Origin of the sequence: Pseudomonas sp. 22082, from assembly GCF_052046055.1 — a bacterium.
Taxonomy (GTDB): Bacteria; Pseudomonadota; Gammaproteobacteria; order Pseudomonadales; family Pseudomonadaceae; genus Aquipseudomonas; species Aquipseudomonas pharyngis.
Window position 1 is genome coordinate 17,244 of sequence record NZ_JBQEQB010000032.1, and the last position, 13,259, is coordinate 30,502.

Consider the following 13,259-nt stretch of genomic DNA (forward strand, 5'->3'; position numbering starts at 1 on the left):
GATACAAAAAAAGCCCCTGTCACTGACGAAGTGACAGGGGCTTTTTCATGCCCGGCAATCAGGCCCGATCGCGAATCAACAGCGGCTTGAGATAGTGACCGGTGTGAGATTGCTTCATCTCGGCCACTTCCTCCGGCGTACCGGTGGCGATGATCTGTCCACCTTTCGAACCACCCTCGGGGCCAAGATCCACCAGCCAGTCGGCCGTCTTGATCACGTCGAGGTTGTGCTCGATCACCACCACGGTGTTGCCGTGGTCGCGCAGGCGATGCAGTACGTCGAGCAGTTGCTGGATATCCGCGAAGTGCAGACCGGTGGTCGGCTCATCGAGGATGTACAGGGTTTTGCCGGTATCGCGCTTGGACAGTTCGCGGGACAACTTGACCCGTTGGGCCTCACCACCAGACAGCGTCGTGGCCGACTGCCCGAGCTTGATGTACGACAGGCCCACATCCATCAGCGTTTGCAGCTTGCGCGCCAGCGCCGGCACCGCGTCGAAGAACTCCCGCGCTTCCTCGATAGTCATCTCGAGGGTTTCGTGGATGCTCTTGCCCTTGTATTTGATCTCCAGGGTTTCGCGGTTGTAGCGCTTGCTCTTGCACACGTCACACGGGACGTAGATGTCCGGCAGGAAGTGCATTTCCACCTTGATCAGACCGTCGCCCTGGCAGGCCTCGCAACGCCCGCCCTTGACGTTGAACGAGAAACGCCCCGGCCCGTAACCACGGGAGCGGGACTCGGGCACGCCGGCGAAGAGTTCGCGAATCGGCGTGAACAGGCCGGTGTAGGTCGCCGGGTTGGAGCGCGGCGTGCGGCCGATCGGGCTCTGGTCAATGTCGACGACCTTGTCCAGATGTTCCAGGCCCTTGATGCTGTCGTGGGCTGCCGCTTCCAGGGTAGTCGCGCCATTGAGTGCCGTGGCACTCAGCGGGAATAGCGTGTTGTTGATCAGCGTCGATTTGCCGGAGCCGGAGACGCCGGTCACGCAGGTCAGCAGGCCGATCGGGATTTCAAGGTCGACGTTGCGCAGGTTGTTGCCCCGCGCGCCCTTGAGCGACAGCACCTGTTTCTTGTTGCGCGGCGTGCGCTTGGCCGGCACCTCGATCTTGACCCGGCCCGACAGGTATTTACCGGTCAACGAATCCGGGTGCGCCATGACCTCGTCCGGCGTGCCTTCAGCGACGATCTGCCCACCATGAACACCGGCGCCCGGCCCGATATCCACTACGTAGTCGGCCAGTCGAATCGCGTCTTCGTCGTGTTCGACCACAATCACCGTGTTGCCGATGTCGCGCAGGTGCTTGAGGGTGCCGAGCAGCCGATCGTTGTCGCGCTGGTGCAGACCAATCGACGGTTCATCGAGGATGTACAGAACACCCACAAGGCCCGCGCCGATCTGGCTGGCCAGACGAATCCGCTGCGCTTCACCGCCAGACAGAGTGTCGGCACTGCGATCCAGCGACAGGTAGTCGAGACCGACGTTAACCAGAAACTGCAGGCGCTCGCGGATTTCCTTGAGAATCTTGTCGGCGATCTCGCCACGGCGGCCGGTCATCTTCAGCGCCCCGAAGTAATCGCAGGCATCGCCTATCGGCAGGTTGGTCACCGCCGGCAGGGTTTTCTCGCCGACCCACACATGCCGCGCTTCGCGACGCAGGCGGGTGCCACGGCAGTCCGGGCAGGACTGGGTGCTGAGGAACTTCGCCAGTTCTTCACGCACGCTGGCCGATTCGGTTTCGCGGTAGCGGCGCTCAAGGTTCGGCACGATGCCTTCGAACGGGTGTGAGCGTTTGACGATGTCGCCCCGGTCGTTGAGGTATTTGAAATCGACGTTCTGCGAACCGCTGCCGTGCAGGATGAACTTCTGCTGATCGGCCGGCAGTTCGTTGAACGGCTGCTCCAGACTGAAGCCGTAATGCGCGGCCAGTGAGCCGAGCATCTGGAAGTAATAGACGTTACGCCTGTCCCAGCCACGGATCGCGCCTTCGGCCAGGGTCAAATCACCGTTGACCAGTCGCTTGATGTCGAAAAACTGCTTCACCCCCAGACCATCGCAGGTCGGGCAGGCGCCGGCCGGGTTGTTGAAGGAAAACAGCTTGGGTTCCAGCTCGCTGATCGCGTGGCCGCAGACCGGGCAGGCGAAGCGCGCGGAGAAGATCATCTCTTCGCCCGGCTCGTCGTCCATCGGCGCCACCAAAGCGATGCCGTCGGCCAGCTTCAGCGCGGTTTCGAAGGATTCGGCCAGACGCTGTTGCAGATCGGCGCGGACCTTGAAGCGGTCGACCACCACTTCAATCGTGTGCTTCTTCTGTTTATCCAGCTTCGGCAGTTCGTCCAGCTCGCAGAGCCGGCCGTTGACCCGGGCCCGGACGAAGCCCTGGGCACGCAGTTCTTCGAACACCGACAGGTGCTCGCCCTTGCGCTCGCGGATCACCGGCGCCAGCAGCATCAGCTTGCTGCCTTCCGGCTGAGCCAGCACCAGGTCGACCATCTGGCTGACGGTCTGCGCTTCCAGCGGAATGTCGTGATCCGGGCAGCGTGGCGTACCGACGCGCGCATAAAGCAGACGCAGGTAGTCGTAGATTTCGGTGATGGTGCCGACCGTGGAGCGCGGGTTGTGCGAGGTCGACTTCTGTTCGATGGAGATCGCCGGCGACAGGCCTTCGATGGTGTCGACGTCGGGCTTCTCCATCATCGACAGGAACTGTCGGGCATAGGCCGACAGGGATTCGACATAGCGGCGCTGACCTTCGGCGTACAGCGTGTCGAAAGCCAGGGAAGACTTGCCGGATCCGGACAGGCCGGTGATGACGATCAGTTTGTCCCGTGGCAGGGTCAGGTCGATGTTCTTCAGGTTGTGGGTACGGGCCCCACGAATCAGGATCTTGTCCAAAATGGCCTCGCTCGGCGGGCGTCGAAAACACAGGAGTATACGGCCAAATACTGGATGGATGCACACTATCAAGTGAAGGGTTTTTTGCCTTACATGAAGAGAGTTTCATCTGTACGCGTCAAAGCGTCGCGATATACCCCGTCTCTCGATGGGACTGGTAGAATCGCCGCCGGTTCACACGAGGTTTTTCCATGCACGATCCCCACAGCGAACGCATGAGTGGCAGCGAGACCCGCGCGGCGAGCGGTCTGGCCCTGGTGTTCGCCTTCCGTATGCTTGGCATGTTCATGGTGTTGCCGGTACTGGCGACCTACGGCATGGATCTGGCGGGAGCGACCCCGGCCCTGATCGGGCTGGCGATCGGCGCTTACGGCCTGACCCAGGCGATTTTCCAGATTCCGTTCGGGATCATTTCCGACCGCATCGGTCGGCGTCCGGTGATTTACCTGGGGCTGATCGTCTTTGCCCTCGGCAGCGTGCTGGCGGCTCAGGCCGATTCGATCTGGGGCGTGATTGCCGGGCGGATCCTGCAGGGCGCCGGGGCGATTTCGGCGGCAGTCATGGCCCTGCTCTCCGACCTGACCCGCGAACAGCACCGCACCAAAGCCATGGCCATGATCGGCATGACCATCGGCCTGTCGTTCGCCGTGGCCATGGTGGTCGGCCCGCTGCTGACCCGTGCGTTCGGCCTGTCCGGCCTGTTTCTCGCCACCGGCGGCATGGCCCTGGTCGGGATCGTGATCGTGATGTTCATGGTGCCGAAGTCCACCGGGCCGCTGAGCCACCGCGAATCCGGCGTTGCACGCCAGGCGTTGATGCCGACGCTCAAGCACCCGGACCTGCTGCGGCTGGACCTGGGCATTTTTGTGTTACATGCGATGTTGATGTCGAGCTTCGTCGCACTGCCCCTGGCGCTGGTCGAAAAGGCCGGTCTGCCCAAGGAGCAGCACTGGTGGGTGTACCTCACCGCACTGCTGATTTCCTTCTTCGCCATGATTCCGTTCATCATCTACGGCGAGAAGAGACGCAAAATGAAACGAGTTTTGCTCGGCGCCGTGATGACGCTGATGCTCACTGAGCTATTCTTCTGGCAGTTCGGTGACAGCCTGCGGGCTCTGGTGATCGGGACGGTGGTGTTCTTCACCGCGTTCAATCTGCTGGAAGCTTCGCTGCCGTCGCTGATCAGCAAGGTTTCACCGGCAGGTGGCAAAGGCACGGCCATGGGCGTGTACTCCACCAGTCAGTTCCTCGGTTCGGCACTCGGCGGGATTCTCGGCGGCTGGATGTTCCAGCATGGCGGTCTGTCGGTTGTGTTCCTCGGATGTGCCGGGCTGGCTGCACTTTGGCTGGCCATTGCTGTTACCATGCGCGAACCTCCCTACGTGACGAGCCTGCGCCTGCCGCTGTCGCCCGAAGCGATCCGCGAAGCGGGTCTGGTCGAGCGTCTCAAGGCCCTCGTAGGGGTAACTGATGCAGTGATAGTCGCTGATGAAGCGGCGATCTACATCAAACTGGACACCGAATTAATGGATCGCACCACTCTCGAACGCCTGGTGAACAACCCGGCGCAGACTGCGTGCGAAGCCTAGGAGAACGTTATGGCCCGTGGGGTTAACAAAGTCATTCTGGTCGGTACTTGCGGCCAGGATCCCGAAGTACGCTACCTGCCCAACGGTAACGCCGTGACCAACCTGAGTCTGGCGACCAGCGAGCAGTGGACCGACAAGCAGACCGGTCAGAAGGTCGAGAAGACCGAGTGGCACCGCGTATCGATGTTCGGCAAGGTTGCCGAAATCGCCGGCGAATACCTGCGCAAGGGTTCGCAGGTCTACATCGAAGGCAAGCTGCAGACCCGTGAGTGGGAAAAAGACGGTATCAAGCGTTACACCACCGAGATCGTGGTCGACATGCAGGGCACCATGCAACTGCTCGGCGGCCGTCCACAACAGGGCGACCAACAAGGCGGTGGCAACAACTACCAGCAGCAGGCGCCACGCCAGCAGGCTCCGCGTCCGCAGCAGTCGGCACCTCAGCAGCGTTCGGCCCCGGCTCCACAGCAGGCCGCACCGCAGCCGGCTCCGGATTTCGACAGCTTCGATGACGATATTCCGTTCTAATTCCTACCTAAGACTATTTTGTAAAGTTTAGGCCTGAGACCCTCGCGATGCGGGGGTTTCGCGTTTTTATGGGTGTTAAAAATATCTTGAGCAAGTTCTTAAGAATTAATACCCTGTAAAAACGTAAAGAAAGGAGCCTGTCGTGGAGCTGTCAGCGCGGAGAATTAAATCCTCGAACGGTGAGCGATTTATCGTTCTAGTCGATGAGGGAGGGATGCCTCTGTTCTACCCTGCGTTGTACGTTACTGTGCACATGCGGGGGCGCTCACTGGCAGTGAACACAATTCAGAATGCGCTCAATGCGCTCAAGGCCATGTACGCCTGGCAGAGCTACTACAGCATTGATGTCGAGTCGCGTTTCTCGCGCGGAGAGCTGCTTCAGAGCCACGAAGTCCATTCTCTGCGTGATTTCATGCAGAAACCGTTGACCGACGGGAATGACGGCAACGTCGTTTCGATTTCCCGCAGGCCCAAGACAGTTAGCACAACCAACCAATATGCACGTATGTCAGTGATTGCCGATTACCTAGGCTTCCTCGCTGACCAGCTTCTATCGCCATCTACTTCGGGCCGCGAAGGTATTGCGCGAATGGTTGCGCAGATCAAAGCCAACCGTCCGAGGACGTCGAATAAGTCCAACATCAGTAGGGAGGAAAAGCATCTCGATGACGCAGTGCTTGATACGCTCGAAGAAGCTTTGAGGCCAGGGTCAGACAGCAATCCAGTGCGTGAATATGCCGTCCAGGTGCGCAATGCTTTGATGTTCTCCATTCTCCGCATCACGGGACTCCGTCGCGGTGAACTGTTGAATCTGAAAGTCGAAGACATCGATTTTGCGAAGAACACATTGAAAGTGGTTAGGCGCCCAGACTCCAAGGGTGATGCTAGGGCCTATCAGCCAGTTGCAAAGACACGAGAACGTGTCTTCCCGTTAATGCCCGAGCTTGTGGATCGGATTCGTGGCTATGTGCTCAGTCATCGAAATAAAGTGTCGGGCGCCAAGAAGCATGGCTATCTCTTTGTAACGCACAAACCGGGAGGTTCGCAGGGGCTGCCATTGTCGAACGCGGGGTTCGGTAAATTCATGGGGGAGCTGAAGCATACCCTTGAAGGCCATAGCGGTATTCACGCTCATTCGCTACGCCATCATTGGAACTATTCCTTCTCGAAAACCTGCGAGATTCAGGGCGTGACGCCTGAGCGAGAAGAAAAGATTCGTTCATACCTCATGGGCTGGAGCGAGACCTCCGGAACAGCAGCCACCTACAATCGAAGGCGTATTAAGGAGCAGGCCAATAAGGCTGTGCTTGAACTCCAAAGTAAGCATTTCAGTAACGCGAAAAGTGGAGCGACTGAATGAACAAACTTGCAATGCAGGTGAGTGCTACCGAAGAGTTTTACTCTCGTGATGGATATCATGTTCGGCTTGTTGATAAGCGTTGGAGGTTGAATAAAGATATTGTCATTCCCGTTTCGGTGTTAGCAGATATCCTTCCCACCAATTTGTACCTGTCCTTCCGTCACGTGCTCGCTTTTTATGCCAAGACGGGTTCTGCATCACATGCGGTTAATATCTACTCTCGTAGTAAGCACTATCTAGAATCTACGATTGCCCACGCGCCGTTCGGTAGTGAGTCTTTGATTTCCTACCGTTCCACGTTGGATGTGAAAACAGAGTGGTATTTGGGCGTTTTACGAGGATTTATCAAGAAGTGGGCTGATCTCGGGTATTCAGGTATTCCTAACGACTCATTAGTCCTGCTGGATAATTGGACACTCAAGGGGAATGAGAAGGGATATGCGGTTCAATCTATGTGCCCGGACAGTGGCCCGCTAACTGATATCGAAATGGAAAGTGTCATTGCGGCTGTTGTGGCCGCCTACAGCGAGAGTGTTCTATCTCTTACTGATACATGCTACGCAATGACCCTGGCTATGACCGGGCGGCGAAGAGTGCAAATTACAGCGTTGAAGCTGAAAGACTTGCTTTCACACTCTCACCAATACGGCGAAAAATACTATATCAACTTTCCACGAGCTAAGCAGCGGAGTCAGTCTTGGCGCACGGAATTCAGTAAATTCTCAATAGTCGAAGATTTATGGCTGCTTTTGAAGCAGCAGGCATTTGTGGTTCGCACAGCATTCTCGGATAGGTTCGGGGAGGGCTTTCCCTTTGAGTTGATCCCTGAGCTTCCGCTATTTCCGGTTATGAAAAATGTTGGCACTCTCGCTGAGCTAACGGATCAGCTTAAAGGGGATCGCTTGCATGCGCCAACCCATTTCGTAAAGGCCGCTATGGATCGGGTTGAGAAAACGATAGCGGTTATTAGCGAGCGAACAGGTTTTCCAGTTCATCTGAATCCGATTCGTTTCCGTTATACCCTTGGGACCAACCTCGCTCGTGAAGGGAAAGGTGAGTTTGTCATTGCTGAAGCACTCGATCATTCCGATATTCAGAATGCTGGTGTGTACGTGAAGAACATCCCCGAAATTGTCGAGAGAATTGATAAGGCGGTGGCTTTACAGCTGGCCCCCATCGCACAAGCATTTCAAGGCGTGCTCGTTGCATCTGAGAGACACGCAAAGCGAGGAAATAATCCAAGCAGCCGGATCTCCAACGGCGTTGTGAATTTGGGCACCTGCGGCAGCTTTGGCTTTTGCGGCGCCTTAGCACCTATTGCCTGTTACACCTGCAATCATTTCCAGCCTTGGTTAAACGGTCCGCATGAAGCTGTCCTGGATGGCTTGATCAACGAGCGTGACAGAGTGCTAGAGCAGACGGAAGACAGAAAAATTGCTTCCGTTAACGACCGATTGATACTTGCTGTCAGCGATGTGGTTAGCCGCTGCAATGCAATGCGAGGAGAGGTCGCTCGTGGCTGAAGTCCTCCTGTTTACACCAAAGCATTTACTTGATGCCAAAGCCAATCTCAATGACTTCATCGAGATGTGTCGTGACAGGCTTACGGTGTTCGGGGCTGATCTCGAATGGGGGCGCGACACATGGCCGGGGGTTGGTAATTTTACGGTTATTGGTGCGCCGGCCCGGGGCTTTACCGAAAGCCAACTTCTGAATCCCGAGATAGTTCCTTTCGCCAAATCTTATGTGCGCTATCAGCAAGGGCATAACCCGAGCAAACTCAAGAATGAATTTAAAGCGATCCGTTGCATCGAGAAAGCGCTTCTTCAGGTCAAGGGGAGAGCCGATATCACGCTGACGGACATTCAGGTGATGGATGTAGCTGCGGAGGTCGCACGAGAGTACAGCTCGACGGCATATCAAGCAGGGAGCAGCTTGGTTCAGCTCGTTAAATTCCTAAACGAAAATAAAATTATCGCAGCGTCAATCACTTGGAAGAACCCGATCTCCAAACCCAAGGACATACATCGGATAGACGTTGAGGGGAAAAAGAAACGGGCTGATAAAATGCCCGACCAGCACTTACTCGAATTTATGGGGGAAATGTTCGCAAACGATCCTCAATCCCCTCGAGATCGCTTCACAACCTCGATCTTTGCGTTGTTGATGTGCGCACCGTCGCGTGTCACTGAGATCCAGGACCTGCCAGTGAACTGCCTGCATTCAGAAATCGACACCAAAGGTGTTGAGCGCCTTGGGCTGCGTTTCTATGCCGGTAAAGGCTACGGGGCTGATATCAAGTGGGTTTCAACCGTGACGAGAGAGATAGCCGTCGAGGCGGTGCGTCGTCTCTCCGAAATGTCTGAAGAAGGGCGTAGGCTGGCTACCTGGTATGAAACGCAGCCTGACAAGTTCTATCGTCACGTGGACTGTCCAAATGTTGGCGAGCTTGATCCGCTAACAGATGAGCAGGCGGCAATGGCGCTAGGGTTGTCGGTGGAGCATCTGAATATCAGTCCGTACTTTAAGGGCTATGAGCCTTATCAGATCCTGAAGGCAAAAGGGGAGCCTTTGACCTTGGCGTTCCTGAACAGGTTTGCTCATAGCCAACTACCGGAAGGCTGGCCTTGGAAGAACAAGGAACGGCACATCAGATACTCGCAAGCACTCTGCTGCTTCCGCCGTCATGAGATGCACCTTGATCGTACTACCAGTCCTTTGCTGCTTTGGACTCCGGGCAAAAGCACCTTTACTACAGATCTGAATTACATCCCAGGCCAAGAAAGCAATATTTGGCGTCGTCATGGTTACACCAATCGGGATGGCACGCAGATTTCCATGACTTCGCACCAGTTGCGGCACTTCTTAAACACAGTTGCTCAAAGGGGCGACCTCGGCCAGCTTGATCTCGCAAAGTGGTCAGGTCGCGCGAACGTCCATCAAAACGCCACTTACAACCACATGAGCGACGATGAATACGTTGATCTGGCTCGGTCGGCTGGATTAGGTGGTGTTCTCGATAAAGTAAAGGCTAATGCTCCGGTAACGTTTGCTGACCTGAATGCCGTCGGAGACGGAATTGCTCACGTAACCGAGTATGGCTTCTGTGTTCACGATTTCTCCATGTTGCCATGCCAGAAGCATCGCGACTGCTTGAACTGCACTGAGCAGGTTTGCATCAAGGGAGACGCGGAAAGGCTGGAGCGCCTGATGCAGCAGCGGGATGGCATTCGTATGCAGTTGGAAAAGGCACGAGAGGCCACTTTAGATGGGATGTATGGTGCTGATCGATGGAGTCAGCATCAACAAAAAACCTTGCAACGGGTGAGTCAGCTTATCGAGTTACTTGAGTCGCCAAATACTCCGATGGGATCAGTAATCCGGTTGAGGGACGATCAAGAGTTCAGCGCACTGAAGCGTGAATTGGCTGCCCGTTCAGGTTCTCCGAAGCTTGTAGCGCCATCGCCATCGCCATCGCCATCGCCATCAGAAGTGCCAGCTCTTGATGAGCTTCGCTCGCTGTTTGGGGGAAATCATGGCTAAGCACTTGACCAGCAAGGACATCGAAATCCTAGTTAACTTGATCGATGCTTGGGAAGGAAAACTGGGTTGGGATGCGCTATGCGAAGCGGTTGCGCCTCTGATTGGTGGGCGGCCGACTCGACAGACGCTCAGCTCGCATGACCAAGTAAAGGCAGCCTTTGGGCACAAGAAAGAACAGCTAAGAAACGGTTTTGTCGCGACCAAAAGGCCTGCCAGCTTGAGTATCGCAGAGCAGCGCATTAGACGACTTGAAAGCGAAAACGATCGTCTTAAAGCAGAAAATGGCCGCCTGTTAGAGCAGTTCCTGAAATGGCAGTACAACGCATATAGGCACGGAATTAGCCAAGACAAGCTTGATGCCTCGCTGCCTTCGATTGACCGTGACTCATCAGAGTGAAGCGTCAAGGATATTAATGAATAACAGATGCTCTCGGACAGTTTTGTACCACGGTTCATAGCCGACTACGTCGAAGCTATGGCTCGGACGGCAGTATATTTGCTTTATAGGGGAAATAGGGAAATCATGGATAAAAGCGCTCACGAAGTTCCTCAGCAAACGCTGGCGCAGTGCATTGCTGCTTGGCGAGGGGGGCTAGATCTCGCTATTACTGAGGCTGAGGACAGGCCGGAAGAAGTTGGAGATTGTCATTTTGCAGCGGGGGAGTTTTTACAGGCGGCCTCTAGCTACGGTCAGGTCCGGCGCCCTAACTCAGTTTGTAAAGCAAAGTATGGCTGGGTTGCCGCTGTAAATGGGGATTTTGCGCTTGCGAAGACACTATTAACTACTCGTAATTGCGGAGACACCTCGGGAGAAATCGCTATCCTCGTGTTGATTGAGGTTGGGGGATTTGGTGCGCCTTTGCTACATAGTGCTGAGCAAGGAAAACTCTCAGCTTCTCAAAAGTCCAAGCTTTTATCAAAAGTTACGTCTCTTTTGCAGCTATGCTTGCAAGAATCTGAACCGGATTTCCTGGTTTTTTATGTTTATAAGGATGTATTTCCCTACTACCAGAACGCTGCACTTCATCTCCCCGTTGCTAAGCGAGGTCTGTCTTTTTTTTCAAACTATTATGTAGTGCGTCTATGGCATGCGCGCGTATGTCGATTGGCTGGAGCTACTGACTCCAGCGTTCTATCCGGTTTGCGAGAAAATATTCCCTCGAAGTGGAACGGAGAGTATGCCGAAGAAATATTCCAAACAGCGTGTTATTTGCAGGATTACTCCTCGATAGATAAAATTTTGGAGTCTACAAGTCAATGGGTTGCGTCTGAGTGGGAGGAGCCGCAGGACAGTGTAGGGTTGAACCAGTTGGATCTGTTACACAGCTATCTTGATCTGAAACGTATTCAGCAAGGTGATAATGCTGTCTTGTCACGTGCCTGTGCTCGCTTGAATGAACAGGTCGAGGTCGCCATTCGTGATCATTGTGTTGTTATTGTTGCAAGTGAAGGGGCTATAGATCAGCGATTTACAGATATGACAGTACTCGCACTTAGGCTAGCTTTGGCGTGCGAAAGCGATGATAAGCTTCTAGTAAGAAGAATCGTCAATCTACTGGCTTCTGTTCGAATGAAATCCGAAGCTGGTCCCGGATGCGATGATTTGTTTTCTGACTACCTTTTCAGAAACCCTCTAGCGATGGAGTCGCTTGCTATTGATCTTGATCGCTACACAGCATTTATCGAGTCCTGTGTTGATGGCGAGGTGTTTAATAAATGGCTCTTCATCAGGGCCGCTGAGGCTGTTGTATTAGGTGATGAGCTAGAAGAAAATATAGAGACTTTAGTGGCTTTCGCGCCTGTGTTTGATGCTCCGGGATTGTTTACTTATATCTCTGATGCATGGCTGGGAAGGCTAGAGTCAGATAATTTGTTGCATATAACGCAGTTTGCCAATGCGTTGATTGCTTATGTCAACTGGCTGAAGAAGGAGCCCTCATCAGAAATTTATTATGGCTTTGAGCTTTCTGAGGCTTCATCTGAAATTATAAATCTACTGCTGGGTAGTGTCCTTGAGCGTTTGAAGGCAGAGAGATCATATGTTGGTGAATGGCTGGTGGGACTTTTTGGGGCCGCCCTCCTGGAGCATAAACGTCATATCAATCTTCTAGAGGTGTGCGAGCTGGTTCTTGAACAAGTGGAGTCAGGTATTGCATTGTTCTATTCTGGTTATGTACTCCAAGTTGAGGGGCTTCTGGAGGACGCGCGTGAACGCTACGAATCGGCTATCAAAGTTAATCCTGACTATACTGCGGCGCTTGGAAATCTCGCGATAGTATATCGCGATTTAGACCTTTTTCCGGAACTTGAGACTTTGGTTAGCTGTATCGCTGCAAAAGCAAAAGGTGGTTCAGATTCATGGCGTCGGGTGCTGGATATTGCCAAACGACAGCTATCAGGTTTGACCGCGCAACGTACTCAGCATCAGGCACAGCAGCGACTAATATCTGCAAAAAGCTCATTTTCAAATCTGGTTTCTAGCAGTCTCGAACCTGGAAATCTTTCTTTAATAGAGGCGGTTTACCTCGTCGCATTAGTGCGCGGCTGTGATATGGACCATGTAAATGGGCGGCTCGCCCCATTCGGGACCACTGCAAAGCCAATGGATCCTACCCCGGGTTTACGCTACGCGATCATCGGCTTATTGAAGAAAGGAATCCTGGGCATTGCTGATATCACACCGGATAGCGCCTTTGATGTGAGTGCTGAGCACACGCGTTACTATTTGCATCGCATTACTTGGACGTTCAACTCGGCGACATTGGATCTGTATAAAAATATACGAAAGCTTTCTCGGGGTGAGTGGCCGGAGAACTGGGAGTCTCAACTCTCTATTTTGGCTAGAGATCTTGCGGTTGAAGAGTGCGTGCAGTTTTTGGAGTCCCAGGCCGAAGAGCGCAAGATTGAACCACCTCCTGTTGAGGACATGCGCTCTGTTTACCGGTTACTGCTGGAGAAGTGTTCAGTTAGCCGTTGCTGGTATTTCTCGTATCTGGCTGCGATGTCTGCAAACGATTATCGTACCAAGTATAACGCTAACGATCGTGCAGTGACGACGCGACTTATCCGTCTGGTAGATCAAAAGGCGGCAAAAGCTTTAGAAGAGGGATATGGTAAGGATTTTAATCGATCCTCTAGTAGCCCTCGATCTCAATTAAGTGAAGCGTTTCACGATGTACTGACAGGGTGGGAGGAAAAGGCATTCACCACTCCCTTACATGAGTTGGTATTTTAAATTATTAGTAACCGTAAGTCTTATTACAGGGCGACGGCTCCAGTGGGGTCGTCGAACTTGTATTTATCAATAAAGGCCGACTCTGGCATAAATTTTTCCTATTGAGGAGCA

The 13,259-nt window shown here is 54.0% G+C and carries 8 protein-coding genes; 7 read left to right on the forward strand and 1 reads right to left on the reverse strand.

What is annotated here, in order from left to right:
- Positions 1-58 precede the first annotated feature (58 nt).
- Complete coding sequence (uvrA, locus tag ACTJK9_RS27310) at positions 59-2,893, reverse strand: excinuclease ABC subunit UvrA (RefSeq protein ID WP_064599779.1); 2,835 nt, start codon at positions 2,891-2,893, stop codon at positions 59-61.
- Between the two features lie 191 nt (positions 2,894-3,084).
- Here uvrA and ACTJK9_RS27315 point away from each other — a divergent pair, with 191 nt between their 5' ends.
- The 7 genes from ACTJK9_RS27315 (at position 3,085) to ACTJK9_RS27345 (ending at position 13,148) form a co-directional block, all read left to right on the forward strand.
- Positions 3,085-4,482 carry an MFS transporter gene (locus tag ACTJK9_RS27315; RefSeq protein WP_085613348.1) on the forward strand — a complete coding sequence of 466 codons (1,398 nt, stop codon included), beginning with the start codon at positions 3,085-3,087 and terminating at the stop codon, positions 4,480-4,482.
- Between the two features lie 9 nt (positions 4,483-4,491).
- Positions 4,492-5,010 (forward strand): single-stranded DNA-binding protein, encoded by a 519-nt coding sequence (locus tag ACTJK9_RS27320; RefSeq protein ID WP_003228709.1) that lies wholly within the window; start codon positions 4,492-4,494, stop codon positions 5,008-5,010.
- A 142-nt stretch (positions 5,011-5,152) separates the two neighbouring features.
- On the forward strand, positions 5,153-6,370 hold the full coding sequence (locus ACTJK9_RS27325) for a tyrosine-type recombinase/integrase (RefSeq protein ID WP_440817440.1): 1,218 nt from the start codon (positions 5,153-5,155) through the stop codon (positions 6,368-6,370).
- Positions 6,367-7,893, forward strand: coding sequence for a site-specific integrase (locus tag ACTJK9_RS27330; protein WP_440817443.1), 1,527 nt, complete (start codon positions 6,367-6,369; stop codon positions 7,891-7,893). The genes ACTJK9_RS27325 and ACTJK9_RS27330 overlap by 4 nt, the downstream gene beginning before the upstream one ends.
- Complete coding sequence (locus ACTJK9_RS27335) at positions 7,886-9,913, forward strand: integrase (protein ID WP_440817446.1); 2,028 nt, start codon at positions 7,886-7,888, stop codon at positions 9,911-9,913. The genes ACTJK9_RS27330 and ACTJK9_RS27335 overlap by 8 nt, the downstream gene beginning before the upstream one ends.
- Entirely contained in the window at positions 9,906-10,310 is a 405-nt protein-coding gene (locus tag ACTJK9_RS27340; protein ID WP_440817448.1) for a hypothetical protein, read from the forward strand. Before ACTJK9_RS27335 ends, ACTJK9_RS27340 begins: the two co-directional genes overlap by 8 nt.
- 126 nt (positions 10,311-10,436) lie before the next feature.
- Complete coding sequence (locus tag ACTJK9_RS27345; protein WP_440817451.1) at positions 10,437-13,148, forward strand: hypothetical protein; 2,712 nt, start codon at positions 10,437-10,439, stop codon at positions 13,146-13,148.
- Positions 13,149-13,259 lie beyond the last annotated feature (111 nt).

What these genes read in the sequence shown, in the direction of transcription:
- ACTJK9_RS27315 (WP_085613348.1), top strand. Translation starts at nt 3,085, where the DNA reads ATGCACGATCCCCACAGCGAACGCATGAGTGGCAGCGAGACCCGCGCG.
- ACTJK9_RS27320 (WP_003228709.1), top strand. Translation starts at nt 4,492, where the DNA reads ATGGCCCGTGGGGTTAACAAAGTCATTCTGGTCGGTACTTGCGGCCAG.
- ACTJK9_RS27330 (WP_440817443.1), top strand. Translation starts at nt 6,367, where the DNA reads ATGAACAAACTTGCAATGCAGGTGAGTGCTACCGAAGAGTTTTACTCT.
- ACTJK9_RS27340 (WP_440817448.1), top strand. Translation starts at nt 9,906, where the DNA reads ATGGCTAAGCACTTGACCAGCAAGGACATCGAAATCCTAGTTAACTTG.
- ACTJK9_RS27345 (WP_440817451.1), top strand. Translation starts at nt 10,437, where the DNA reads ATGGATAAAAGCGCTCACGAAGTTCCTCAGCAAACGCTGGCGCAGTGC.